The sequence below is a fragment of the Bradyrhizobium diversitatis genome, assembly GCF_016031635.1.
GTDB lineage: Bacteria > Pseudomonadota > Alphaproteobacteria > Rhizobiales > Xanthobacteraceae > Bradyrhizobium > Bradyrhizobium diversitatis.
Genome location: NZ_JACEGD010000002.1, coordinates 128,306 through 153,804, shown reverse-complemented (window position 1 = coordinate 153,804; position 25,499 = coordinate 128,306). Strand labels below are relative to the sequence as shown.

At 65.1% G+C, this 25,499-nt stretch carries 25 protein-coding genes; 15 read left to right on the top strand and 10 right to left on the bottom strand.

What is annotated here, in order from left to right:
• The first annotated feature begins 50 nt into the window (after positions 1-50).
• From H1B27_RS02185 to H1B27_RS02175, 3 genes are all read left to right on the top strand, one after another.
• Complete coding sequence (locus H1B27_RS02185; protein ID WP_197964841.1) at positions 51-812, top strand: SDR family NAD(P)-dependent oxidoreductase; 762 nt, start codon at positions 51-53, stop codon at positions 810-812.
• A gap of 10 nt (positions 813-822) precedes the next feature.
• Complete coding sequence (locus H1B27_RS02180; protein ID WP_061881039.1) at positions 823-1,242, top strand: acyl-CoA thioesterase; 420 nt, start codon at positions 823-825, stop codon at positions 1,240-1,242.
• A 91-nt stretch (positions 1,243-1,333) separates the two neighbouring features.
• Positions 1,334-2,485, top strand: coding sequence for an ABC transporter substrate-binding protein (locus tag H1B27_RS02175; RefSeq protein ID WP_061881040.1), 1,152 nt, complete (start codon positions 1,334-1,336; stop codon positions 2,483-2,485).
• Positions 2,486-2,633: 148 nt separating this feature from the next.
• Here the strand turns inward: H1B27_RS02175 and H1B27_RS02170 are convergent, their stop codons facing one another.
• Positions 2,634-3,362: a glutathione S-transferase family protein gene (locus H1B27_RS02170; protein ID WP_035669661.1), complete on the bottom strand. Its 729-nt coding sequence runs from the start codon at positions 3,360-3,362 to the stop codon at positions 2,634-2,636.
• A 38-nt stretch (positions 3,363-3,400) separates the two neighbouring features.
• On the bottom strand, positions 3,401-3,691 hold the full coding sequence (locus H1B27_RS02165) for a hypothetical protein (RefSeq protein ID WP_197964840.1): 291 nt from the start codon (positions 3,689-3,691) through the stop codon (positions 3,401-3,403).
• 128 nt (positions 3,692-3,819) lie between these two features.
• On the opposite strand from H1B27_RS02165, the gene H1B27_RS02160 reads away from it, so the two are divergent.
• Positions 3,820-4,518 (top strand): helix-turn-helix transcriptional regulator, encoded by a 699-nt coding sequence (locus tag H1B27_RS02160; protein WP_197964839.1) that lies wholly within the window; start codon positions 3,820-3,822, stop codon positions 4,516-4,518.
• Between the two features lie 5 nt (positions 4,519-4,523).
• Positions 4,524-4,838, top strand: coding sequence for a YkgJ family cysteine cluster protein (locus H1B27_RS02155; RefSeq protein WP_197964838.1), 315 nt, complete (start codon positions 4,524-4,526; stop codon positions 4,836-4,838).
• Here H1B27_RS02155 and H1B27_RS02150 read toward each other — a convergent pair.
• Complete coding sequence (locus H1B27_RS02150; RefSeq protein WP_197964837.1) at positions 4,835-5,233, bottom strand: hypothetical protein; 399 nt, start codon at positions 5,231-5,233, stop codon at positions 4,835-4,837. The two genes, H1B27_RS02155 and H1B27_RS02150, sit on opposite strands and share 4 nt — an antisense overlap.
• Positions 5,234-5,508: 275 nt before the next feature.
• The gene (locus H1B27_RS02145; protein WP_050995144.1) at positions 5,509-5,856 is read right to left on the bottom strand and encodes a DUF3307 domain-containing protein; all 348 of its coding nucleotides are present in this window, start codon (positions 5,854-5,856) and stop codon (positions 5,509-5,511) included.
• 389 nt (positions 5,857-6,245) lie between these two features.
• Between H1B27_RS02145 and H1B27_RS02140 the strand changes: the two genes are divergently transcribed.
• Together H1B27_RS02140 and H1B27_RS02135 are read left to right on the top strand one after the other, a co-directional pair.
• Positions 6,246-7,691, top strand: a complete 1,446-nt coding sequence (locus H1B27_RS02140) for a TAXI family TRAP transporter solute-binding subunit (RefSeq protein WP_197964836.1) — start codon at positions 6,246-6,248, stop codon at positions 7,689-7,691.
• 192 nt (positions 7,692-7,883) lie between these two features.
• A complete protein-coding gene (locus H1B27_RS02135) occupies positions 7,884-8,669 on the top strand; it encodes an enoyl-CoA hydratase/isomerase family protein (RefSeq protein ID WP_197964835.1) in 786 nt (261 codons plus the stop codon).
• A gap of 196 nt (positions 8,670-8,865) precedes the next feature.
• Here the strand turns inward: H1B27_RS02135 and H1B27_RS02130 are convergent, their stop codons facing one another.
• Positions 8,866-9,510, bottom strand: a complete 645-nt coding sequence (locus H1B27_RS02130; protein ID WP_197964834.1) for a glutathione S-transferase family protein — start codon at positions 9,508-9,510, stop codon at positions 8,866-8,868.
• 85 nt (positions 9,511-9,595) lie between these two features.
• Here H1B27_RS02130 and H1B27_RS02125 point away from each other — a divergent pair, with 85 nt between their 5' ends.
• Both H1B27_RS02125 and H1B27_RS02120 read left to right on the top strand, forming a co-directional pair.
• Positions 9,596-10,576, top strand: coding sequence for a helix-turn-helix transcriptional regulator (locus tag H1B27_RS02125; RefSeq protein ID WP_197964833.1), 981 nt, complete (start codon positions 9,596-9,598; stop codon positions 10,574-10,576).
• A 137-nt stretch (positions 10,577-10,713) separates the two neighbouring features.
• Entirely contained in the window at positions 10,714-10,962 is a 249-nt protein-coding gene (locus H1B27_RS02120; protein WP_061881237.1) for a hypothetical protein, read from the top strand.
• 57 nt (positions 10,963-11,019) lie between these two features.
• Here the strand turns inward: H1B27_RS02120 and H1B27_RS02115 are convergent, their stop codons facing one another.
• The 3 genes from H1B27_RS02115 to H1B27_RS02105 form a co-directional block, all read right to left on the bottom strand.
• A complete protein-coding gene (locus tag H1B27_RS02115) occupies positions 11,020-11,967 on the bottom strand; it encodes a fatty acid desaturase (protein ID WP_197964832.1) in 948 nt (315 codons plus the stop codon).
• A gap of 15 nt (positions 11,968-11,982) precedes the next feature.
• Positions 11,983-12,999 (bottom strand): alpha/beta fold hydrolase, encoded by a 1,017-nt coding sequence (locus tag H1B27_RS02110; RefSeq protein WP_197964831.1) that lies wholly within the window; start codon positions 12,997-12,999, stop codon positions 11,983-11,985.
• Positions 13,000-13,157: 158 nt separating this feature from the next.
• Positions 13,158-13,961, bottom strand: a complete 804-nt coding sequence (locus H1B27_RS02105; protein WP_197964830.1) for an MBL fold metallo-hydrolase — start codon at positions 13,959-13,961, stop codon at positions 13,158-13,160.
• Positions 13,962-14,134: 173 nt separating this feature from the next.
• Here H1B27_RS02105 and H1B27_RS02100 point away from each other — a divergent pair, with 173 nt between their 5' ends.
• On the top strand, positions 14,135-15,337 hold the full coding sequence (locus H1B27_RS02100) for an MFS transporter (RefSeq protein WP_197964829.1): 1,203 nt from the start codon (positions 14,135-14,137) through the stop codon (positions 15,335-15,337).
• A 155-nt stretch (positions 15,338-15,492) separates the two neighbouring features.
• Complete coding sequence (locus H1B27_RS02095) at positions 15,493-16,443, top strand: helix-turn-helix transcriptional regulator (RefSeq protein WP_197964828.1); 951 nt, start codon at positions 15,493-15,495, stop codon at positions 16,441-16,443.
• A 35-nt stretch (positions 16,444-16,478) separates the two neighbouring features.
• Here H1B27_RS02095 and H1B27_RS02090 read toward each other — a convergent pair whose 3' ends face one another.
• A complete protein-coding gene (locus H1B27_RS02090) occupies positions 16,479-18,092 on the bottom strand; it encodes an acyl-CoA synthetase (protein ID WP_197964827.1) in 1,614 nt (537 codons plus the stop codon).
• Positions 18,093-18,145: 53 nt separating this feature from the next.
• The gene (locus H1B27_RS02085) at positions 18,146-18,925 is read right to left on the bottom strand and encodes a FadR/GntR family transcriptional regulator (RefSeq protein ID WP_061881056.1); all 780 of its coding nucleotides are present in this window, start codon (positions 18,923-18,925) and stop codon (positions 18,146-18,148) included.
• A gap of 154 nt (positions 18,926-19,079) precedes the next feature.
• On the opposite strand from H1B27_RS02085, the gene H1B27_RS02080 reads away from it, so the two are divergent.
• The 4 genes from H1B27_RS02080 to H1B27_RS02065 all read left to right on the top strand — a co-directional run bounded on the left by H1B27_RS02080 (position 19,080) and on the right by H1B27_RS02065 (position 25,489).
• Positions 19,080-20,285 carry an ABC transporter substrate-binding protein gene (locus tag H1B27_RS02080; protein WP_197964826.1) on the top strand — a complete coding sequence of 402 codons (1,206 nt, stop codon included), beginning with the start codon at positions 19,080-19,082 and terminating at the stop codon, positions 20,283-20,285.
• A 250-nt stretch (positions 20,286-20,535) separates the two neighbouring features.
• A complete protein-coding gene (locus H1B27_RS02075) occupies positions 20,536-21,603 on the top strand; it encodes an HlyD family secretion protein (protein WP_197964825.1) in 1,068 nt (355 codons plus the stop codon).
• Positions 21,600-24,374, top strand: a complete 2,775-nt coding sequence (gene rbbA, locus H1B27_RS02070; RefSeq protein WP_197964824.1) for a ribosome-associated ATPase/putative transporter RbbA — start codon at positions 21,600-21,602, stop codon at positions 24,372-24,374. Before H1B27_RS02075 ends, rbbA begins: the two co-directional genes overlap by 4 nt.
• Before the next feature lie 2 nt (positions 24,375-24,376).
• Entirely contained in the window at positions 24,377-25,489 is a 1,113-nt protein-coding gene (locus tag H1B27_RS02065) for an ABC transporter permease (RefSeq protein ID WP_197964823.1), read from the top strand.
• Positions 25,490-25,499 lie beyond the last annotated feature (10 nt).

Below are 25,499 nucleotides of genomic sequence, written 5' to 3'. Positions count from 1 at the left end.
TCGAGCGCTTGGATACGATCGCGTCTGAACTAGAATCGAAGGAGAACGCCATGTTGTTGAAGGATCAGGCAGCCATCGTGACCGGCGGTGCATCGGGGCTTGGCGCTGCCACCGCGCGAAAACTGGCGGCGCAGGGCGCCAAGGTCGCGGTGTTCGATCTCAATGCCAAGCTCGCGGAAACCGTCGCCGCCGAGATCAAGGGCGTCGCCGTGACCTGCGACGTCTCCGATGCCGCCTCTGCCGAAGCCGCGATCGCGCAAGCGGCGAAGGCCCACGGCCCGGCCCGCGTGCTGGTCAATTGCGCCGGCATCGGCGTTGCCAAGCGCGTGGTCGGCCGCGACGGCCCGATGGCGCTCGCCGATTTCGACAAGGTGATCAAGGTCAACCTGATCGGCACCTTCAACATGCTGCGCCTTGCCGCGACCGAGATGTCCAGGCTCGAGCCGCAGGCGACCGGCGAGCGCGGCGTCATCATCAACACCGCCTCGGTCGCCGCCTATGACGGCCAGATCGGCCAGTCGGCCTATTCGGCATCCAAGGGCGGCATCGTCGGCATGACGCTGCCGATCGCGCGCGAGCTCGCGCAGTTCGGCGTCCGCGTGCTGACGATCGCGCCCGGCCTGTTCCTCACGCCGCTGCTCGCCAACCTGCCGCAGGAAGCCCAGGATTCGCTCGCCGCCGCGATCCCCTTCCCGCGCCGGCTCGGCAATGCCGACGAGTTCGCCGCGCTCGCGCTGCACATGGTCGAGAATGCGTACCTGAACGGCGAAGTGGTGCGCCTCGACGGCTCGCTGCGCATGGCGCCGAAGTAAGGCGCCACGCATGTTCGTGAACCGGCGCGAGGTCCAGATCCAGTGGGGCGACTGCGACCCCGCCAACATCGTCTATTACCCGCGCTATTTCGCTATGTTCGACGATTCGACCTCGACCCTGTTCGAGGTCGCCGGCTTCTCCAAGCAGGACCTGGTCCGGAAATATGGCCTGGTGGGTATTCCCATGGTCGACACGCGGGCCAAGTTCTACATCCCCTCGACCTATGGCGACTGGATCACGATTGAGACCAAAATCGAGAGCATCAAGCGCTCGAGCTTCGAGGTGAAGCACAACGTCTACAAGGGCGAGGCGCTGGCGATCGAGGGGTTCGAGACCCGCGTCCTTGTCGGCCGCGACCCCGTTAACCCCGACAAGCTGAAATCGGCACCGTTTCCGGCGGAAATGGTAGCCAAATTCACGGAGAGCTAGAGTCCGGAGCTAAATCGCCGCATCGCCAAAAGAGGGGGCTGAATTACCCCCCGATTTCTGCTTTCAAAGAAACACGTCAAGGGAGGAATAGATGAAACGTTTTTATTTGACCGCCGCCATCACCGCGGCCGCGCTGGCGCTGCCGGCATTGCCTGCGCTGGCCCAGACCAGCGAAATCACCATCGGCATCACCACGACCACGACCGGCCCGGGCGCAGCCCTCGGCATTCCCGAGCGCAATGCCCTGGAGTTCGTGCCGAAGGAGATCGGTGGCGTGCCGTTGAAGGTGATCGTGCTCGACGACGGCGGCGATCCCACCACCGCGACCACCAACGCCCGGCGCTTCGTGACCGAATCCAAGGCCGACATCATCATGGGCTCGGCCCTGACGCCGCCGACCATCGCGGTCTCCAACGTCGCCAACGAGGCCGGCATCCCGCATTTCGGCCTCGCGCCGTTCCCGATCACGCCCGAGCGCATGAAGTGGTCGGTCGCGATGCCGCAGCCGATTCCGATCGTGGGCAAGGTGCTGTACGATCACATGAAGTCCAAGGGCGTGAAGACGCTCGGCTATATCGGCTATTCCGATTCCTACGGCGACCTCTGGTTCAACGACCTCAAGGCCCAGGCCGTGCCGATGGGCATGACCATCGTCGACGAGGAGCGCTTTGCCCGTCCCGACACCTCGGTGACCGGACAGGTGCTGAAGCTGGTCGCCGCCAATCCGGACGCGATCCTGGTCGGCGCTTCCGGTACTGCAGCCGCGCTGCCGCAGACCGAGCTGCGCGAACGCGGCTACAAGGGCCTGATCTACCAGACCCACGGCGCTGCCAGCATGGACTTCATCCGCATCGCCGGCAAAGCGGCGGAAGGCGTGCTGATGGCCTCGGGCCCTGTGATGGACCCCGAGGACCAGCCGGACACCGCGCTGACCAAGAAGCCGGGCCTCGCGCTGAACTCGGCCTATGAAGCCAAGTACGGTCCGAACAGCCGCAGCCAGTTCGCCGGCCATTCCTACGACGCGTTCGAAATCCTCAAGCGCGTGATCCCGACGGCGCTGAAAACCGCAAAACCCGGCACGCCGGAATTCCGCGAAGCCATTCGCCAGGCGCTGCTGACGGAGAAAGAGCTGGCGGCGAGCCAGGGCGTCTACAACTTCACCGAAAAGGACCGCTACGGCCTCGACGAGCGCTCGCGCATCCTGCTCACGGTGAAGGACGGCAAGTACATGCTGGTGAAGTAGGCGCTGCGAAAGATTTGAGACGACGAGAGCCGGCCCGATGGGCCGGCTCTTTGTTTTTTGTTCCGGACTCTCAGCTCGACATGGCCGGGCTTGTCCCGGCCATGACGATGTAGAAGGTTCAGCGCCCGTCGCTGCCAACAGCCGAACGCTACGCCGCCTGCCGCAGCGGGGTCCAGGCGAACTCCGGATAGTAATTGTCCATCATGCGATCGACATAGGCGGTGAGGTTTGGAAATCCCTCGGCGCGCTCGCGCAAAGCCGATTCGAAGAACGGCGAGAGAACGCCGGCGAGCATGCCGAAAGCGGTGGCATCGACGCCGCAGGGCTTGCTGCCCATCAGGTACGCCTTGTCGCCGAGTTGCACCGACAGCGCGAACAGCGAGCGCACCGCGAGATCGACGTCGTCGTCCGGCGCATGGCGGCCGAGGCCGGAGAGCAGATAGTTCTCGGCGACGCGGAATTGCGCATCCTCGCGCAGCTTCTCGCGATTGTGCTCCGGCGCGCCGTCGAAGAAATGCGCAGGCCCCTTGGCGAAATTGACCGGATCGACCCAGCGTGCGCCGACCAGCGCCCAGTAGACGTGATGCTCGATCATGCGCTCGAACGCCCAGGCCTGCGCGCGTTCCTGCAACGAGAGCCCGGCATCGAAATCGAAGCCGTAGCGGCGCTCGATATGAGCGCGGATGAAGGTGGAATCGGCCACCGCCTCGCCGCCGTCGTCGATGAAGGGCAGCTGCCCCTTGGGGGATGCGGGCGGCATCGCCCGCTCCTTCCGGTAAGGCAGCCCCGCCATCTTGAGCTGCACTTCCGTCTTGGTGACGAAGGGGCTGATTTCCGGCAGGCCGAAGCCGGCGCCAAAGCCGTAAAGCGTGATCATGCGGGCTCTCCTGAACCTGTCGAACGAATTGACGGAACCTAGCGGCCGGCTGCTGCCACCATGGTGGCAGCAGCCGTGATATCTTCTGCGAAGCGCGCCCCTCGCCAGGCGCGGCCCATCACGTGGCGGACCAGCGCATCCGCGGCATGGACCAGCGAACGCGTCATGGCGGTCGCGAGCGCAAGGCGGAGGTCGACGAGCATGACATCAAGCGAAACGAGGCGGCGGAATGCCCAGGCCTGCCACGCCTTGACTTGGAAAGGCTGGACCTGGAAAGGCTGGCTCCGCCAGAGCGGGCCGGCCGGGCCGAAATGGGTTGGAATGATCATGGACAAATCCTCTTCAGTCGATGTGTTGTCCCGGTATAGAACTCCCCTGCTGCCAACATCCTGTCAGCAGCCGCGCGCCGCCTTCTGAAAACACCCCCTTAGAAAAAAGCAGCGACAAGAGACCTGTCATGAGACGCGCCGACCGGCTGTTTCAAATCATCCAGGTGCTGAGGCGCACGCGGAAGCCGCTGACGGCGGACGCGATCGCGGCCGAGCTCGAGACGTCGAAGCGTACGATCTATCGCGACATCGCGACGCTGATCGGCCAGCGCGTGCCGATCCGCGGCGAAGCCGGCATGGGGTACATCCTGGAAAAGGGCTTTGACCTCCCGCCGCTCATGCTGACACCCGACGAGATCGAGGCGGCGGTGCTGGGCGCGCAATGGGTCGCGGGCCACGCCGACTCCACGCTGGCGCGCGCGGCCGAAGACTTGATGGCCAAGATCGCCGACACCGTGCCTGAGCGCCTGCGGCCCTTCGTGCTGGAGCCGGCGAGCCGGGCGCGGCCGAGCTGGAACAGGGAGCCGGACCGCCTGGACATGGCGCGCACCCGCACCCAGATCCACGAAGGCAAGAAGATCATGCTAAGCTATCGCGACGAGCAAGGTCGTCCCAGCGAGCGCGTGATCTGGCCGATTTCGGTCGGCTATCTCGAAGCAGTCCGGCTGCTGGCGGCCTGGTGCGAGTTGCGCAGCGACTTCCGCAGCTTCCGCACCGACCGCGTCGTCGAGGCGACCTATCTCGACGAGAAATATCCGGAGCGGCGCGACGTGTTGCGCGCCAGATGGCGGCAGAGCCTGGTCTGGGGTCCGCCAAAGGACACGTGAGGACGATGGAAGAGATCGACCTGTCGAGTTGTTGCCAGGGTTGCGGCGCCTGCTGCAGCTATTCGCAAAACTGGCCGCGCTTCTCGATCGAGAGCGACGAGGAACTCGCCGCGATTCCCGAAGGGCTGGTCAATGCGCGCCAGTCCGGCATGCGCTGCGACGGTGATCGCTGCGCGGCGTTGCAGGGAGAGATCGGAAAGAGGACGGCCTGCGGCATCTATGACGTGCGGCCGGAGGTGTGCCGCACCTGCATGCCGGGCGACGCCGAATGCGCGATGGCACGCCGGAAGTTCGGCTTGCCGATGATAGAGGCCGCTTAGGCGGGCACCGCTTCGCTGATCTCGTCGTCGAGCTCGTCATCGAGCGGTGCGAGCACCGAGAGCGGCTTGGTCGACAGCGTGATCGGCTTGCGGCCGCCCGACAGCGCCGGTGAGGATTTCACCGCGCGTTCGCGCGACAGCGCATAGAGCGTCGAGCCGACGCGGCCGCCGTTCTCGACCAGGTCGCGCTCGCTGCAGCTTGCCGCGACCGCGACCGCCAGCGAGTGCAAATGGCTGCGGCGATAGCAGAACAGCGCCAGCCTGGCGCGCGCGTCAGGGGCAACACTCTCAACCAGCCTCGGCAGGCCACTCTCGCTGGCGCGATACATTTCGCCAAGGAGCTCGTCGCGGACCGGGCAGAAATCGCTTTCAAAGGTGTCGCGGCTTGAAAACATTGCAGTTCTCCCTCGTGTGCGGAAGATGCAGCGCAATTCTCTAACGAAAGGTTAACCACACCCGGCGGTAGTCGCCCGGGGTGCTTGCGTGTGGGCCGCGAATTGGTGGGCGCGGGAGCGCAAATGCTCTCCCGGCGTCATGGCCGGGCTTGTCCCGGCCATCCACGGAGAACCAAGCGGCACGAAGAACATTGATGCCCGGGACAAGCCCGGGCATGACGACCTTTCGTGATGCAAGCGATTGCTTCCAGCAAGAGGCCGCAGAAGGGCCGCAGTCAGTTCGCCGCCATGAAGATGGAGAGGCCGAAGCCGGTCAGGTGGTGCAGCGCCTGGTCGACGCCGATCAGGGTCCAGAACCAGGGATGCGCAAGGTCGACGCCGAAATTGGCGGAGACGAACCCCTTGGCGCGGTCGATCGTGATGTGGATCGCGAAGTCGATCAGCGCCACGAACCAGAATCTCGGCGCCACGATCAGGATCAGCGGCAGCGCAACGGCAAGGTGGATCAGGCAGTGCACCAGAAGCGGCAGGGCCCAGCCATGCTTCTGGTCCTTGCCGTGCGCCATCCAGGCGGTCTGGAGAACGAAATCGGCGATGATGTGCTTGAAGGTGAGCAGCAACATCCAGCCAATGAGCGCTTCAACCGGAATCGCCGATGACATGGGTGGAAACGACAAGCTGACGCCCTCATTGAGGTGACGAGAAGAATTGGAGCGTTCAGCGCAACTTCTTCTTGGACCGGTCAAATCGCCGGGACGCGCGATTTATGACATTTCCAGCGGCGGAATGCAGCCGGGGGAACCGGAAAATCGTCAACTGTGGCTAACTGGTGATAGGATGACCAATCGCCGCGGACGTGTCGCGTCCGGTTACCTCCGGCTCGAAATTTGCGTTCTGTTACCGTCGCGCTATCATCGGCGACAGAGAATATCTTTCTTTTTTCAGACATTTACGAATCGCAGGGCGCCCGCCGCGAGCCGACCGCCATCCGAGACTAAGGCCAGGTGCTGCCATGAGTACTGAAGGCCCCACCTCATCGCCGACCGAACCGGCGCCCCGGCGCCCCAAGGTGATCAAGACAAACCAGCAGCAGGTTTTCCTGTACGTCGTGCTGACCCTGCTGTTGTCGTTCGCCACCGTCTGGGGCGGTCGCGCCTTGCTGCACAATTCGGAGACGCTGACCTTCGCCGTCGGTGCTGCCAACAGCGACGAGGCGCTGTTCGCGGCCAAGCTCGCCACTGTGGTGAAGGACAACGGCTCCCGCGTCCGGATCGAGATCGTCAACAACGCGGATAACGCCAAGGCGCTCGCCCAATTCGACCGCAAGCAGGCTGACCTCGCCGTCTTACGCAGCGACTCCAAGGTGCCGCTGCGCGCGCGCACGCTCGCGATCCTCGAGCGTGATCTCGTGCTGCTGCTCGGGCCCGGCAACAAGAAGATCAAGTCCCTCTCCGAGCTCAGGAAGAAGAAAGTCGCGGTCGTCGCCGAGAACGAAGCCTCACTCGCCTTCGTCCGCAGCATCCTCGAGGTCCCGGACGGCCCCGAGGCTGCGAGGGTCCAGATGGCGCCGCAGGGCGCAACGCTCGACAGGCTGTTTTCCCCGCCGAACGGCTTTGGCGCGGTGGTCGCCGTCGTCCACGCCTCCGGGGCCGTCAGGGACAAATCCTATGAGCAAGTCGCCGGACGCGGCGGCTTCACGCTGAACGCGATCGACGAAGCGAAGATGCTGGCCCGCAAATTCCCGGGCATCTCCGGCGAGACACTGACGGCAGGCACGTTGTCGGCTTCGCCGCAAATTCCCGACGACGATCTCGACACGATCGGGCTCGAATGGCTTCTGGTCGCACAATCGAGAATGTCCCCGACGACGGCAGGCGAGCTCGCGCGTATCATCTACGAGAACAAGTCCGCGCTCGCCCTCGACAACGGCTTCGCCACCAGGATAGAACCCGCGTCCGTCGAGAAGGATGCGTTCGTGATCGCGCACCGGGGCGCCGCCGATTACATCAACGACGACACCAAGACGTTCATCGACAAGTACAGCGACCTGATGTATGTGGCCGTTGCCGCGCTCAGCATCATCGGTTCGATCTTCGCGGCGATCTACGCCAAGATCACGAGGATCGCGCCGGAGAAGGCCAGCGAGCTCTCCACCGCCATCCTCGACATCGGCGAGCGGATCGAGCATGCTCACTCGCTTGACCAGCTCGAATGTCTCCAGGACGAGCTGGAGGCCATCTTGCGCGGCGCCGTTATCGGCCTCAGAGACGGCACGATCAGTACCGACGGGCTCGACACCTTCAAGCTCGGCTACGAATTCGTCCGCGACGAGATCGGCATGCGCCGCGACTATCTGAAACGTCATGCCGGCGAAGCCGACAAGACGGTGCGCGATGCCGGCCCGGCCCAGCCGGACGACAGCAATGTCGTGGTGGTGAAGACCGCCCAGAGCGCCTGATCCATCGGGTTGGGCAACCCGCTCACGTGTCCCGGCTCTGCGGCGCATCTCGACGTGCTGCGCCGCGTCCGGGGCACGACACTGAGACTTCCCGTCCCGATCCGTTAGCCAGCCGTCTGGATGAAACAGCCCGCACCGTCGTTGACGGCCTCTGCCGAGGCGGGCACTTTGGCGCCGACAATGGAGACAAGAATGTCGGACACCGCCGAGGCAGCCACCGGCCCCCTGATCGAGATCGCCGGCGCACGCGCCACCATCCGCCTCAATCGACCGAAACATCTCAACCGGCTCCAGGCGGAGGATCTCGGCGAGCTGACGAGACTGTTCGACCGGGTCGAGGCCGATCCCGATATTCGCGTGCTGGTGCTGACCGGCACCGGGCGTGCCTTCTCCGCGGGCTACGATCTCAACTCGGTGGCGGAGCGCGCCGTCAGCGCGAGCGAGCAGCAGAGCGCGGGCTCGGCGTTCGAGGTGGTCGTCAACCGGCTGGAGGATCTGGGCGTACCGACCATCTGCCGGCTCAACGGCGGCGTCTATGGCGGCGCGACCGACCTCGCGCTCGCCTGCGATTTCCGGATCGGCGTCGATAGCGCGGAAATGTTCATGCCGGCGGCGCGGCTTGGGCTGCATTATTACCCGAGCGGCATCAAACGCTACGTGACGCGTCTCGGCGTGGACAATGCGAAGAAACTGTTCCTGACCGCACAGAAGATCGGCGCGCCGGAGATGCTGCGCATCGGCTATCTCACCGCGATGGTGCCGGTGGAATGCCTCGACGAGGAAGTCGACAAGCTCGCTGGCGTCCTCGCCGGCAACGCCCCGCAGGCGATGCGCGGCATGAAGCGCGCCATCAACGAGTTCGCCCGCGGCGAGTTCGATGAAGCCGCCGCCGACCAGCGCCACCGCGACAGCATGCGCGGCGACGAGATCAGGGAAGGCATCAGGGCGTTTGCGGAGAAGCGGGCACCACACTTCTGAGGGATCGGGACGCGCCTCATACTCCGCTGTCGTCCCGGACAAGCGCGCGCCGATCCGGGACCCATGACCACAGGCAGAAGTTGCGGCGCGAGGCTGATAACTACGAGTCTTCGCAAAACCAAATCCTGTGGTTATGGGTCCCGGGTCTGCGCTTACGCTTGCCCGGGACGACAGCGGAGAATGAGGCACGAGCCGCCTACCCTCCAGCCGCAGCTACATGCTGCGCCGCCATCTCGGCGTCGGCTGCCGTGATACGCTGGAACGCCGGCCGCGCCGTCATGCGTTCGGCATAACGGACGAACACGTCCTTCTTCGGCACGATGCCGAACATCATGGTCCAGCTGAACGCGACGCCCCACAACACGTCGGCGGCCGTCATGCGCTCGCCGAGCAGATACGGGCCCTTCGACAGCTGTGCCTCGAGCGCACCCAGCATGGTGTCGTAATCGGCATAGGGCGATTGCGTGATCGGCGCCGGCTCGCGCTGCATGAACTTGTCGATCAGGGCCGGCTCGAACGATGACCCGTAATATGCGATCCAGTGCAGATAGGGGCCGCGCAGCGGATCGTTCAGGGCGGGCGTGAGGCCGGCCTGCTGAAACAGGTCGGCGAGATAGATGGTGATGGCGACCTGCTCCGTCACCAGCGCCTCGCCATGGCGGATCGCCGGCACCTTGCCGAGCGGGTTGATGGCGAGATAGGCGGGCTTGCGCTGCTCGCCGGCCTTCATGTTGAGGACGTGGAGATCGTAAGGAGCGCCCAGCTCCTCCAGCAGCACCCGCGTGCCGGTGGCGCGCGTCTGCGGCGAATAATACAGCGTGATGTGGCTCGGATTGGTCATGGCAGTCTCCCTCTTGCCGGCTGGCGCTGGGCTGCTTGTAGCGGACCATACCTGACATCTTCTGTCAGGTATGGTTTAAGGGATCATGCGCGCGAGCCGGATGCTGTCGATCCTCACCACCCTCCAGGCCAGGGGGCAGGTCACCGCGCCCGCGCTCGCGGAGGCCTGCGAAGTCTCGGTGCGAACGATTTATCGCGACATCGACGCGCTCGCGGCGTCCGGCGTTCCCGTTTACGCCGACCGCGGCGCCGAAGGCGGCTATCGCCTGCTCGACGGCTATCGCGTGCGGCTGAACGGCCTGTCGCAAAGCGAGGCGGGCGCGCTGTTCCTGGCGGGATTGCCCGGCCCTGCGGCGGCGCTCGGGCTCGACGCCGCGATGATCGCCGCGCAGAACAAGCTGATGGCTGCCCTGCCCGAGACTCTGCGCGAAGACGCCGGCCGGATGCAGGAGCGTTTTCATCTGGACGCACCGGGCTGGTTCGGCGAGGCGGAAGACCCAAAGCACCTGCGCGCCATCGCCGGCGCCGTGCTGCGCGGGACGCTGATCAGGATCCGCTACCAGAGCTGGCGCGCGGAGAAGCAACGCCGCGTCGCGCCGCTCGGCCTCGTGCTGAAGGGCGGCAGCTGGTATCTCGCCGGCCAGGTCGACGGCAGCGTGCGTACCTATCGCGTCGCGCGCGTGCTCGACTGCACGGCGCTCGACGACCGCTTCGACAGCCCCGCCGGCTTCGATCTCGGCGCCTATTGGCAGGCCGCGACGCTGCGCCTGGAAGCCGAGATGCATCCCAATGTCGCGATGGTGCGGCTGTCGCCGTTCGGCGTCAAACTGCTCGACGCGCTGAGCCAGCCCTATGTCAGGGCACGCACGCAGCTTGAAGAGACCGTAGATGCCGATGGCTGGCGCATTGCGCGAGTCCCGGTCGGCAAGACGTCGTGGCACGCCGCGGCCGAATTGCTGCGGCTCGGCCCCGAGGCCGAAGTGCTGGAGCCTGCCGATCTCCGCGACAAGATGGCGGAGATGACGCAGGCGATGGCTGTGCGCTATCGCGCGGTGCGAAAAGCCTGACGGCAGCACACTTTGTCGCAGCCCACGAAACAATCCTGAAACACGATTCTCCGCATCCCGTGTGAACGCGATCGCATCTCATCTCGACCGAGATGCAGGGACACAACAATGGCCCCTGCGCCAAATGGAGAATGAAGATGTTTCGTAAGCTTGCTCTCGGTCTGATCGCTGCCGGCTCGCTCGGTTTTGCCGCCCTCGCGCCCACCGCGGCCTCGGCGGGCGGCTTCCATCACCATCACGGTCATCACCACTGGGGTCCCGGCTGGGGCGTTGGCGGTATCTACCTCAACACGGGCGTCAGCAACTGCTACCAGGAGCGCCTCGTCCGCACCCGTCATGGCCTGCGCGTGCGCGTCGTGAACGTCTGCGCCTACGGGATCTACTGATATCTCCCCTCGCGGCAAAGCCCCGATCGCAAAGCGATCGGGGCCTTTTGCGTCTGGCTAGCCGGCCTGCCGCTGCCGGCGAAACCAGGCCCAGGTCTCCCGCGTCGTTCTGATGTAGCCGCGGCCGCGATGCACGATCTCGCCGTCGACGATCTCGTTCAGCTTCGGCAGCGCGTGAAAGGGGATCGAGGGATAGGCGTGGTGCTCGACATGGTAGGGCATGTTCCACGCGAACCATTTGACGACCGCTCCGGTGTAGGTGGTGCGGGTGTTGTGGAAGGCGCTGCGGGTATGGTCACAGCCGGTATGCTCGGCGTAGAGGTAGGGCCGCAGGAAGAACTGCCCGATGATCAGCGGCACGATCCAGACCCAGAGCAGCAGCGTTGAAGAAAACCAGAGCGAGAGCGCTAGCAGCAGCGCATAGAGAGCCACGTAGATTCGCGCCTCCCTCACGATGACGGCGCGCTTGTTCTCGGGGATCCAGGGCACGGTGACCTTGCCGGTGAGCGCATGGCCGAGCATCAGCCGCAGCCGGCCGGCGACCTGGAGCAGGCCGCTATAGGCCAGCGCAAGCTGCGTATCGGATGCCGGCTTCACCCCGACGATCAGCTCCGGATCCCTTTCTGGATCCTGCGTGTAGCGGTGATGGTCCCAGTGAAACAGGCAGTAATATTCGTAAGGCAGTCCGATGATGAAGGCCGAGAGATAACCCACCGTGAGATTGAGGCTGCGGCTCCTGAACGCGGTCTTGTGCGCGGTCTCGTGCACCGCCATGAACAGGAAGGCGACGACATAGCCCTGCACCACCATCAGCGGCAGCGCCCAGAGCACGCCCCACGTCGCCGAAACCTTCCAGATCAACGCGCCCACCAGCAGGATCATGCCGTAATGGCCAAAGCTCTGCACCGCACCCCTGACGTTGGAGCGAACCGACAATTCGCGCAGCATGGCCGGTGTCAGCGGCTTCAGGCGATGACCGGGCTCTGAAACGGTTGCGTCGCTCATGATCGGGTGCCTGCCCTATTTGCTGAGAAGCGCGGCGATCTCGGCCTTGATGAAGGCCTGGTCGCGCGGATTGTTGACGGGGTTGCCGGCGCGATGGCCATGCAGCGATGGGATCGGATGCAGCACGGCTGATGTCGCGCTGACGAGCCGGCCGAGTTCGTCCTCGTTGTCGCGGACGTCGAAATAGCGATCGGTCGCGCCCGGCATCAGCAGCATGTGTGCCTTGATCGCCGCCAGCGCCCGATCGAAATCGCCCGCGAATGTCGGGCAGCGGCTGACGTCGCCATTCTGCCAGATCCCGATCTGCGCCAGGAGGTCGTTAGCATCGCGCCGCGCAAACGTCGCATCCCAGGCACGGACGAGATAGTCCTCCAGCGATGTGAAGCCGGCCTCGCGCCAGAGCTCGTCGCGATAGAAGCCGTGCGACATCGCCCAGCCGGCATAGACGCGCCCCATGGCGCGATAGCCGGCGACGGGTCTTTCGGCGAAACGGCCGTCGCGGAAGGCTGGATCGGCAGTGAGCGCGGCCTTCACACTTTCCAGAAAGACGTAGTTGTAGGGCGCGCAGCGGGCGCTGCCGCAGACGACCGCCGCACGCTCGACCATGTCGGGGTGCAGCGCCGCCCAGTGATAGGCCTGCATACCGCCCATCGACCAGCCATAGACCAGCGCAAGCTTGGAGATGCCGAAGCGTTCGGTGAGCAGCCGGTGCTGGACCGCGATGGCATCGTGATAGGTCACCGCGGGGAAGGGCGCGGGCGTATTCGACGGCGAGGACGACAGACCGTTGCCGAACAGGTTCGGGATGATGACGAAGTAACGCGTGGCATCGAGCACGCCGTCGGGTCCGATCAGCCATTCCGTATCGGTGTGCTGCGCACCGAACGAGGTCGGATAGAGGATGACGTTGTCCCGGGCCGGGCTCAGCGTGCCGTAGGTCTTGTAGGCGAGTTTCAGGGAGGGAAAGACGGCCCCTGACTGGAGCGTGGCGTCGCCAGCCTCGAAGATGTCGTAGTCTTGCTGCGCCGTCATGCAACCAGCTCCCGCTCGCGAAAGGCCGCAAGACCTTACGGCTTCCGCGATGCATCGATCGTGCCGGCCCGGCGGATGAACCGTTTGGGCAGGCCTTATAATGTACTTTTAGTACAGTAATTCGATGCCGGCAAGATAAATCCGATTCGCAGACCAGCTCAGGCGATGGCCGCCAGATAACGCGCGACCGACGCAGCAAATGCCGCCTTGGCGCCGCTGGCGATGTTGCGGCCCCACCAGGCGCCGTAGATCCGGTCGAAGGCGAGCGGCTCGACGGCTGCCGCGATCCGCCGCACCGCGGCGGCGCCCAGCGGCATGTAATTCGGATAGGAGTACATGAAGCTGACGAAGCGGCGGTCCATCGTCACCTGCGCGATGTCCCCGGTGAGCAACGCGCCCTTGCCGTCCGCACCACGCCTATAATGCAGCATGGTGGCGCCGGCGAAGTGGCCGCCGGTGCGCAGCAGTTGCACGTCATCGGTGATGCGATGGCGCTCGCCGGTCCAGTGCACGATCGCCGGATGAGGCCGAGTGACGAAGGCGCTGTCATCGGCGTGCAGGTACACCGGCACGCCGCCGAACGTTTCGCTCCAGTCGGCGACCGCGCCGTAGTAGTGCGGATGCGAGATCGCGATGGCCTTCAGCCCGCCGAGTGCCGCGACATGCTGGATGGCCTCGTCGGTCGCAAGCGGAATGCAATCCCACATCACGCAGCCATCGTCTTGAGGCACCAAAAGTGCGCGCTGCCCGATGGCAAAGCTCGGCTCCATCCCGATCCCGGTGAGGCCAAGATCGTCGCGGCCCACCAGTCGATGCCTCCGCGCGAGCTCCTCGCGCGCGAGAAAGGTCTGCCCTTTCCAGTTCACGAACTGTCGCTCGTCCTCGCAAATCGGGCAGGAGTCGGGCGGCGCTCCGCGTGAGGGAAATTGAGCACCGCAGGTTTCGCAGGTCCAGAGAGGCATGACTCGGGCTCCGTGGGAAGGTCCAGGATGACATTGCGGACAAGCTCCCGGCAAGATCGATGGCCGGCAACAGTGGCTGGAACCAACGCGGTGAGCGCCCGTTACGTTCAGGTCCACGCCAGAACGATTTGGCCAAGGGGATCACGACACACGAAGAGCATGTTCGAGTATCGATGGCATCGCGGTCTCCCACCTCTCCCCGTATCTGGCCTTTGTTCGCGCTCAACTTCTTCATGGCCGACATGCAGTCGGGCATCGGGCCGTTCGTGGGTGTCTTCCTTCAGGAACGCGGCTGGGCCAGCGGGCTGATCGGCACCGCCATGACCATCGGCAACGTCGCGGGCATGCTGATCACCACGCCGATCGGGGGCTTCATCGATGCCAGCCGCAACAAGCGGCTTTGGGTCGTCATTCCCGGCATCTGCGTCGTTCTCGCGTCCGGGATCATCCTGATCTCGCAGAACTTCTGGGCAGTGACGTTCTCGCAGGTCGCACAATCGCTGGCGAGCGCCGCGATCGTGCCGGCGGTAACGGGCATCACGCTCGGCATCGCCAAGCAGAAGGGCTTCAATGCGCTCAATGGCCGCAACCAGGCCTACAACCATGCGGGCAACATGGTCGGCGCCGCATTGTCGGGCTATCTCGGCTACAAGTTTGGCTATGTCGCCGTGTTCGCGCTGGCGGCCGTGTTCGGTGCCATCGCCATCGCCTGCGTCCTGATGATCCCCGCAAAGGCAATCGACGACCGCGCCGCGCGCGGCAGCAAGGAGGACGACTCCAAAGCTCCGCCGGATGCGATGACGATGCTTCTTAAGCACCGGGCGCTGCTCGTGCTGGCTCTCACCCTCGCGCTCTTCCATCTCGGCAACGCCGCCATCGTTCCGCTCTACGGACTAGCCGCGGTGGCCGAAGGGCAGGCCAACGGCCCGAGCTTCGTCGCGACCACCGTAGTGATCGCGCAAGGCGTGATGATCGTGACATCGCTGATCGCGATGAAGGCCGCGAGCAAGCGCAACTACTGGCCGGTGATCCTGGTATCCTTCATGTTCTTACCCGTCCGCGGCGTGCTCGCCTTCTTCGTCACGGGATGGTGGGGCGTCGTGCCGATGCAGGTGCTCGACGGCATCGGCACTGGGCTGCAGACTGTCGCCGTCCCGGGCACGGTCGCGCGCTCGCTCAACGGCACCGGCCGCATCAATCTCGGCCAGGGCGCCGTGATCACGGTGCAGGGCATCGGCGCGAGTCTCAGTCCCGCACTTGGCGGCTGGATCGCGCAATGGATCGGCTACGGGCCGACTTTCCTGCTGCTCGGCGGCTTTGGGCTCGCGTCGATTGCGCTGTGGCTGGCCTTCGCGGCGGCGGTGAAGGAGTATTGAGCTTCAGCGGCGCGGAGTGACTTGCTGCGGCACCTGGTCACTGGTTCAACGCGCGATTGCGAGTGGTTTTTCACGCAATTCAGCGCTTTTCTCGTTGCCGCACCTCGGTGACCCGATCAGGATACAGATCGCCCACCAACGTTTACGGCCGACCGATGACCCCGCCTCAGCTCTCATTCAACGGCGATCCCACGGGGCCGGCCTATGAGGGCTGGCGCGAGCAGTTTTGCCGGCAAGTGATGGGAACCGATTTCGTTCCCATCGGAGACGGCCCTGTGCACCGGACAATCACTCCCGCCATCCTTCCGCGCATCAGACTGTCCGCCTCGTTCGGCACGCCGATGAGCTTCGTGTCCATGGGCACGAACGACGAATTGGTCGTCGTCATGTCACCGAATTCGGCCCTGAGCGGGGCCATGGGACGTCGCGCGCTGAACGTTGCCGCCGGCGACCTCACCATCGGAGATCCGTCGATCAAGGGAGCCCGCGTCACTCAGACCGCGTACGGCAACTTCCAGACCGCGTTGTTGCCCCGCAAGGCGCTGCTGCGCGCCTGCCCGAATGCCGAGGACCTGATTGCACGACCGATCGACGGCCTCAAGCCGATCGCATCGATGTTCCTTCGATATTATGACCTCGCACATGCGCATGCTGCCGGGCTCGGAGCCTCGGAGCTCGACGCGGTTTCGCAGCACCTGTTCGATCTTTCTGTGTTGATGATCGGAGCCCGCGGCGATGCCGCCGAGGAGGCGCGGACGCGCGGCCTTGCCGCGGCGCGTCTCGAAGCCCTGAAGTCCGACATCCTGGCGCAGCTGGACAGCCCCGCCTTGTCGCTGTCCGATCTTGCCGCCGCGCACCGGATCAGCCCGCGCACCATCCAATTGCTGTTCGAGCGCGCCGGCATCACCTATAGCGGTTTCGTGCTGGAGCAGCGGCTGCTGCGGGCCGAGCGGTTGCTGCGAAATCCCGCCATGCGCACACGCAAGATCATCGAGATCGCGCATCTGGCGGGATTTCACGACGTATCCTATTTCCACCGCGCGTTTCGCCGCCGTTTCGGACAGACGCCGGACGACGTGCGAAGGCTCGCCGACGACCCCGGCTAGCGAAACTTCGCCCGTGCGCGCAGCCGCGCGCGGCCTCACGTCCCGAAATTCTTCTGGATCGCCTTGTCGAGCGTCTCGCCGCCGACGAAGCGCTGGCGCAGCTCGCGCTTCAGCAGCTTGCCGCTCGGATTCTTAGGCAGACTGTCGACGAAGATGACGCGCTTGGGCACCTTGAAATGCGCCATCTGGCCGGCGCAGTGCTTGATGACGGCGTCCTCGTCCAGCGTCTCCCCGCTCTTGACCACGACGATTGCGGTCACCGCCTCGATCCAGCGCGGATCGGGCAGGCCGACCACGGCGACCTCGGAGACGGCGGGGATGCGATAGACCATCTCCTCGACCTCGCGGCTCGCGACGTTCTCGCCACCGGTCTTGATCATGTCCTTGACGCGATCGACTACGGTGATGTGGCCCTCGTCGTCGACCGTGGCGAGATCGCCCGAGTGAAACCAGCCGCCGGAGAACGCGGCCGCGGTCTTGACGGGATCGTTGTAGTAGCCGGACAGCAGATGCGGCGAGCGGTGCACGATCTCGCCGACTTCGTCCACCTTGACATCCTCCATCGCCGTGTTGACCACGCGCGTCTCGACATTGAGCACGGGCTTGCCGGCCGAGCCGGCCTTGCGCAGCTGGTCCTCCGGCCGCAGCACGGTCGCGAGCGGTGCGATCTCGGTCTGGCCGTAGAAATTCCAGAACTTGACGTTGGGCAGGCGACGCTGAAGCTCGAGCAGGACTTCCACCGGCATGATCGAGGCGCCGTAATAACCCTTCTGCAGAGTCGACAGATCGGTCTTGTCAAAGTTCGGCGAGCGCAGCATCGCGATCCAGATCGTCGGCGGCGCGAAGAAGGACGTGATCTTGTGTGCCTCGATCAGCGCCAGGATATTGTCGGCAGTCGGCTTGCCGGTAATCACGCCGGAGGCGCCGAGATAGATCTGCGGCCCCAGGAAGACATCGAGCTGGGCGCAATGATAGAGCGGCAGCGCGTGCAGGAACTTGTCGTCCGCGCTCATGCCGCCGTCGATGATGCAGCTGACATACTGCCACATCACGGCCTCGTGGGTCAGCATCGCGCCCTTGGGCAGGGATTCCGTGCCGCTGGTGTAGACGATCTGCGCGAGATCGCGGCTGTCGACCGATGCGTCCAGGAACGAGCCGTCGGCGTCGAGGAGATCGTCGAAGGTGGTGAGCCCCGCAGGCGCCGTGGCCGCATCCTCGCCCGGCAGCCAGATCATCTTCTCGACCGCGCAATCCTTCGCGCTGGCCGCGCGTGCCTGCTCGACGAAGTCCGGTCCGGTCGCGAGCAGTTTCGCGCCGGAGCTCTTCAGGATGAAATTGATCTCGTCCGGATTGAGCATGAAGTTGATCGGCACCAGCACGGCGCCGATCCGCGCCGCCGCGAAGCGCAGCGCGGCGAAGGCGTGCGAATTGCGCGACAGCACCGCGATGCGATCGCCCTTCCTGACGCCAAGCCCGAGCAGGCCGCGGCCGAGCCGGTTGCAGATCGCGTCCATTTCGACAAAGGTCCAGCTCACACCGCCGCAGCTTACCGCGAGCTTGTTCGGCTCGCGGCCCGCCGAGCGGCGCAAGAGATCGCCGATCGAATGCTCGCGCGCTTTCGAGATGGTGGCTGCGGTGTCGCCGGTCATGTGTTCCTCCGTGTGATGTCTTTGTTTGTTGTGCTGCACGAATTCCAGGGGCGCTATCTGCGGCGGGCCGCCTGCGCGTGCTCCATGTACATGTGCTCGACCGAGCGATCGAGCGACGCGATTTTCTCGAAGCCGCGCCGCCAGTCCTGCAGGTGCCGGCGCGTCCACAGCACGCCGGCTTCGCGGTCGCGGCGGCGGATCGCATCGATGAGATGGCGGTGCGCCGCGACGAGACGCGGGCCGCCTTCGGCGACACCTGTCACGATCATCTCAGTGGTCGGATAGAACAACTGCGCTGCCGGCTCCCGCGCGAGCTGGAGCACCCGGTTCTGCGAGGCCTTGGCGACCAGAACATGGAATTCGGCATCGCATTCGGCAAGCATCGCGGCGTCGCCGACTACGGCCTCGCTGCGCGCGAGATTGCCGGCGAGCTCGGCAATGTTCTCCTCCGTCGCCCGTTCCACCGCGCCCTCTATGCTGGCGACTTCCAGCGTCATCGAGGCCTCGTAGAGTTCACGGAAGGTGACCTCGTGCAGGACCAGCGCGCGGCTGAGACGGCTCGCGAGCTTGCTGTAGCGCGGCAGGCAGGCGTGCAGGCGGCGCGAGGAATCGCGCCTGATCAGCCCGCCTTCCTCCAGCACGCGGATGCCCTCGCGAATGGTCGAGCGATTGACGCCGAATTGGCGGACCAGATCGTGCTCGGTGCCGATGGGATCGCCCGGCTTGATGCGGCCATTGACGATCTCGCGCTCGATGGCGTCAGCAACCTTCTGATAGGCGGGCGCGACATCGATCGGACGAAACAGCGGAGCGACAGGCAAATCAAACTCCATTGGCGATTGTCCGACAAACCTTATGCTTGACCGGAGAATGCGTCAAACTCCCGCATTTAAGCCTCCGGTGCAAGAAATTGACTCTGCCGGAACCTGGCTCTAGCTTTGTCGGACAAAGGGACAGAGTAGCCCCGTATAAGAGGAAACGTATCCAATGAGACCTATCGCGGCACTCGTGTCTGCGGCCGGATTGCTGTCGGCTGCCTTGATCGCCCCCACCTCTGCCCAACAGGCACCGCTCAAGATCGGCGTGCTCTCCGACTTCTCGTCCGTCTATTCAGACATCGGCGGCATGGGGAATGTCGAGGCCACCAAAATGGCGATCGAGGACTTCGGCGGGCAGATGTTCGGCAAGCCGATCGAGATGCTGAGTGCCGACGTGCTCAACAAACCCGACGTCGCCTCCACCATCGCCCGCAAATGGTGGGAGACCGAAGGCGTCGACATGATCATCGATCTGCCGACTTCGGCGACCGCGCTCGCGGTGATGGAACTGTCGAAGCAGTACGAGAAGATCATGATCGTGACGGATGCGGCGAGCTCCGACATCACCGGAAAGTCCTGCTCGCCCTACACCGCGCACTGGACCTACGACACCTATGCCAACGCGCACACCGTCGGCAGCGCCATCGTCAAGAACGGCGGCGACACCTGGTTCTTCCTGACCGCGGACTACGTGTTCGGCCATTCGGTCGAGCGCGACACCGGTGACGTGGTAAAGGCCTCCGGCGGCAAGGTGCTGGGCAGCGTCAAGCATCCCCTCAACACGGCGGACTTCTCCTCGTTCCTGCTTCAGGCCCAGGCTTCCAAGGCCAAGATCATCGGCCTCGCGAACGGCGGCGGCGACACCATCAACGCGATCAAGCAGGCCGGCGAGTTCGGCATCGTTGCCGGGGGCCAGAACCTGGCTGCGATCGTGATGTTCATCTCCGACGTGCACAGCCTCGGGCTCAAGCTGGCGCAAGGCCTGATCGTCACCGAGGCCTATTATTGGGACCTCAACGACAGGACTCGCGCCTTCGGCAAACGCTTTCTGGAACGCGTCAAGCGCATGCCGACGATGAACCAGGCGGCGACCTACAGCGCGACGCTGCATTATCTCAAGGCCGTGCAGGCTGCCGGCACCAGGGACACCAAGACGGTGATGGCGAAGATGCGCGAGCTGCCAGTGCGCGACGCCTTCACCGACAACGGCACCTTGCGCGAGGACGGCCGCATGGTGCACAGCATGTACCTGTTCCAGGTGAAGAAGCCCGAGGAATCGAAGGGGTCCTGGGATTACTACAAGCTGCTCGCCGAAGTTCCCGCGGACCAGGCGTTCCGGCCGCTGAAGGACGGCGGCTGCCCGCTGGTGAAGTGAGACGGCCCGGATCGAGCCGACGGCGCCCCCTCCACCAAGTCTCGCGCGTCCGCTCGGCCGATCAGGGCGGACGCGTGGCGATGACGACGCGCGGCCCAAAATAGAGGCAGCACGCCGCGCGCTGCGCGTCTGATCTGCATCAAGCTGCGGTGCAAAATTAGCTGCAATGTTGAGCTCGTCCTTGCCGCGCGATCAGCGGCCGGGCGTTCGTATCTCAACATTGGGCGCCACCGCACGGCGTTGTGCACAGATGAACTTTACACCGGGTCGCGTCGTCGCCGTGATCGCCGTCCTGCTCGCGGGCGGCGGCTATTATTATTGGCAGCACCGTGATGCCGACGCGCTGCCACCGGGTTTCGCCCGCGGCAATGGCCGCATCGAGGCAGTCGAGATCGACATCGCCACCAAGACGCCGGGACGAATCCGCGAGATCCTGGTCAACGAAGGCGATTTCGTCAGCGCGGGCCAGGTTCTGGCACGCATGGATACCGAGCAGCTGCAGGCCCAGCGCCGCCAGGCCGAAGCGCAGCTCCAGCGCGCAATGATCAATGTCGAGACCGCGAAGAGCCTGGTGAACCAGCGCGAGGCCGAACGCAGGGCTGCGGAGGCCGTGGTCGACCAGCGCATCGCCCAGCTCGACACCACGAGCCGCAAGCTCGACCGGTCCGAACAATTGATCAAGACGAGTGCGGTATCCCAGCAGGTCCTGGACGACGACCGCTCCGCCAACGCCACGGCGAAAGCGGCGCTGGCCGCGTCCCATGCCCAGGTCGCGGCATCGGAAGCCGCGATCAGCTCCTCCCGCGCCATGGTGATCGACGCCGGCGCCGCCGTCGACGCGGCAAAGGCCGCGATCGAAAGCATCAATGCCGACCTCAACGACAGCGTGCTGAAGGCGCCGCGCGACGGCCGCGTGCAGTATCGCGTGTCGCAGCCCGGCGAAGTGCTCGCTGCCGGCGGCCGCGTCCTCAACATGGTCGATCTCGGCGACGTCTACATGACGTTCTTCCTGCCGACGGCCGCGGCCGGCCGCGTCGCGATCGGCGCCGAGGTCCGCCTCGTGCTTGACGCCATCCCACAATATGTGATCCCCGCCAAGGCCACCTTCGTCGCCGACGTCGCGCAGTTCACGCCCAAGACCGTCGAGACCGAGGAGGAGCGCCAAAAGCTGATGTTCCGCATCAAGGCGCATATCGCGCCCGACCTGCTGCGCCAGCACATCGAGCACGTAAAGACCGGCCTTCCCGGCATGGCCTATGTGCAGCTCGATCCGGCGGCGCAATGGCCCGACAACCTCAAGATCAAGTTGACGAGATGAGCACGACTGCCGCAGCCGAAACACCGGCTGCCGTCGGCAGCGTGGTGCATCTGGAAGGCGTGGGCCTGAGCTACGGCAAGACCCGGGCGCTCGAGTCCATCACGCTCGACCTGCCGGCCGGCTGCATGGTCGGGATGATCGGCCCCGACGGAGTCGGCAAATCGAGCCTGCTCGCCCTGATCGCGGGCGCGCGCGCGATCCAGGAGGGACGCATCCACGTGCTCGGCGGCGATATGGCGAGCGCGCGCCACCGCCGCAACGTGTGCCCCGACATCGCCTACATGCCGCAGGGCCTCGGCAAGAATCTGTACCCGACACTGTCGGTGTTCGAGAACATCGACTTCTTCGGTCGCCTGTTCGGGCACGACAAGGCGGAGCGGAACAGGCGGATCGCGGGCCTGCTGCGCGACACCGGCCTGACGCCCTTTGCCGACCGGCCGGCGGCAAAGCTCTCCGGCGGCATGAAGCAGAAGGTCGGCCTGTGCTGCGCGCTGATCCACGATCCCGAGCTCCTGATCCTGGACGAGCCGACCACCGGCGTCGATCCGCTGTCGCGCCGCCAGTTCTGGGAATTGATCAACTCGATCCGCGACAGCCGGCCCGGCATGAGCGTGATCGTCTCGACCGCCTACATGGAGGAGGCTGCGCAGTTCGATTTCCTGATCGCGATGAACGCCGGCCGCGTGCTGGCGACCGGAACGCCCGCCGAACTCAAGCGGCAGACCGGCGCCGATACGCTGGATGACGCCTTCATCCGTCTTCTGCCCGAGGCCGAGCGCAGCAACCATACCAAGGTGGTCATCCCGCCGCGCGACGAGGACCACGCGGAGATCGCGATCGAAGCCGAGCATCTGACCCGGCGGTTCGATGGTTTCGTTGCCGTCGACGATGTCAGCTTCCGCATCAGGAAGGGCGAAATCTTCGGCTTTCTCGGCTCGAACGGCTGCGGCAAGACCACGACCATGAAGATGCTCACCGGCCTCCTGCCCGCGAGCGAAGGCACCGCGCGGCTGTTCGGCAACACCATCGATGCCGGCGACATGTCGGTGCGGCGGCGCATCGGCTATATGTCGCAGGGCTTCTCACTCTATTCCGAACTCACGGTCACGCAGAATCTCGATCTGCATGCGCGCCTGTTCGAGCTGCCGGCAGACACCATCGCCGCGCGCATCGACGAGATGATCGCCCGGTTCGATCTTGCCGACGTCGTCGATGCCCTGCCCGACGCCCTGCCACTCGGGCTGCGGCAGCGGCTGTCGCTGGCGGTTGCCATGATCCATGCGCCCGACATCCTCATCCTCGACGAGCCGACCTCCGGCGTGGATCCGGTCGCCCGCGACCGCTTCTGGCAGATCCTCGCCGAGCTCTCCCGCAAGGACAACGTCACCATCTTCGTCTCCACCCATTTCATGAACGAGGCCGAGCGCTGCGATCGGATCTCGCTGATGCACGCCGGCAAGGTGCTGACGTCGGATACGCCCGCCGCGATCGTGGCCGCGCGCGGCACCGCCACGCTCGAGCAAGCCTTCATCGCCTGCCTGGAAGAGGCGATCGCGGACACGACGGAGCCGGCCCGCCAGCCGGCGGCCGCCTCGTCACCGCCTGCATCTGCGAGCCCCACAGCGGTCCGTCGGCACAGCGCCGCGTTCAATCCGACGCGCATGCTCGCCTATTCCCGCCGGGAGACGCTCGAGCTGCGGCGCGATCCGATCCGCGCCACGCTCGCGATCCTCGGCAGCGTGCTGCTGCTGTTCGTGCTCGGCTACGGCATCAGCATGGACGTCGAGAATCTGACCTTCGCGGTGCTCGACCGCGACGACAGCACGATCAGCCGCGACTACAGCCTCCAGATCGCGGGCTCGCGCTACTTCACCCAGAAATCTCCGATCTCCGACTACGCCGATCTCGACCGCCGCATGCGCGCCGGCGAGATCGGCCTCGCGATCGAGCTGCCGCCGGGCTTCGGCCGCGACGTCAGCCGCGGCCGCCATGTCGAGATCGGCGCCTGGGTCGACGGCGCCAATCCGACGCGGGCCGAGACGCTGCGCTCCTACGCCCAGGCGATCCACGCGACCTGGCTCGCGCAGAAGGGCCGCGAGCTCTATGGCGATGCGGCGATCGCCGGCACCTACCAGCTCCAGGTGCGCTACCGCTACAATCCTGATGTCATCAGCGTCGTCGCCATGGCACCGGGCATCATCCCGTTGCTGCTGATCATGATTCCGGCGGTGCTCGCCGCGCTGGCGGTGGTGCGCGAGAAGGAGCTCGGATCGATCGTCAATTTCTACGTCACGCCGGTGACGCGGCTGGAATTCCTGCTCGGCACGCAGCTGCCCTATGTCGTGCTGGCATTCGGAAACTTCCTCCTCCTCGTCGGCTTTGCGCTCACCGTCTTCCGCGTGCCTTTCACCGGGAGCTTCCCGACCTACGCGCTGGCCGCGCTGCTCTACGTCACGGCCACGACCGGCATGGGGATGGTGATCTCGGCCTTCATGAACAGCCAGATCGCGGCCCTGTTCGGCACCGTCCTGATCACGCTGATCCCGGCCATCCAGTATTCCGGGCTGATCGATCCGGTCTCGTCGCTGCAGGGACTGGGCGCCCTGATCGGGCGGCTCTATCCCACCACCTATTTCGTCACGATCTCGCGCGGCACGTTCTCCAAGGCCTTGGGGTTCGACACCCTCCACAACGATCTCCTGGCGCTCGCCATCATGGTCCCCGTCCTGGTGATCGCCGGCACGATGCTGCTGAAGAAACAGGCCCGCTGACCATGCGCTTCGACAATGTGTTTCAGCTCGGCATCAAGGAACTGCGCGGCCTGGTGCGCGACCCCATGCTGCTGGTGCTGATCGTCTATTCGTTCACGCTGGCGGTTTATGCCGGCGCAAAGGCGCTGCCGGACACCCTGAATCACGCCGCGATCGCCATCGTCGACGAAGACCATTCGCCGGTCTCGACCCGGATCGGGATGGCGTTCACCCCGCCCTATTTCTCGACGCCGCGCCTGATCTCGCAATACGAGATGGACCGCAGGATGGACGCCGGCATCGACACCTTCGCGCTCGACATCCCGCCGGATTTCCAGCGCGATCTGCTGGCGCGCAAATCGCCCACGATCCAGCTCAACATCGATGCGACGCGCATTTCGCAGGCGTTCAACGGCGGCGGCTATATCGAGCAGATCGTCAGCGCGGAGGTCGCGGAGTTCCTGGCGCGTGCGCGCAATGCGCAGGCCGCGCCGATCGAACTGGCGCTGCGGGCAAGGTTCAACCCCGAGCTGAAGAAGTCGTGGTTCGGCGCCATTGATCACGTCATCACCTCGATCACCATGCTCTCGATCATCCTGACCGGCGCCGCGCTGATCCGCGAGCGCGAGCACGGCACGATCGAGCACCTCCTGGTGATGCCGGTCACGCCGCTCGAGATCATGGTGAGCAAGGTCTGGTCGATGGGAGCGGTGGTGCTGATCGCCTCGGCGCTGTCGATCGCCTTCGTCGTCAAGGGATGGCTGGCGGTCACGATCGACGGCTCGCTGGCGCTGTTTCTGGTCGGCGCGGCGCTGCAGCTGTTCGCCACCACCAGCATGGGCATCTTCCTCGCCACCGTCGCCGGATCGATGCCGCAGTTCGGACTGCTGCTGATCATGATCCTGCTGCCGCTGCAGACCCTGTCGGGCAGCATGACGCCGCGGGAGAGCATGCCGCAATTCGTCCAGGACATCATGCTGGCGGCGCCCAACACGCATTTCGTGATGCTGGCGCAGGCGATCCTGTTCCGCGGCGCGGGCCTGGAGGCGGTGTGGCCGCAGCTTGCCGCGCTCGCCGTGATCGGCGGCGTCTTCTTCGTGATCGCGCTGCGGCGGTTTCGGGCGTTTCTGGCCTGATTGGCCCTCC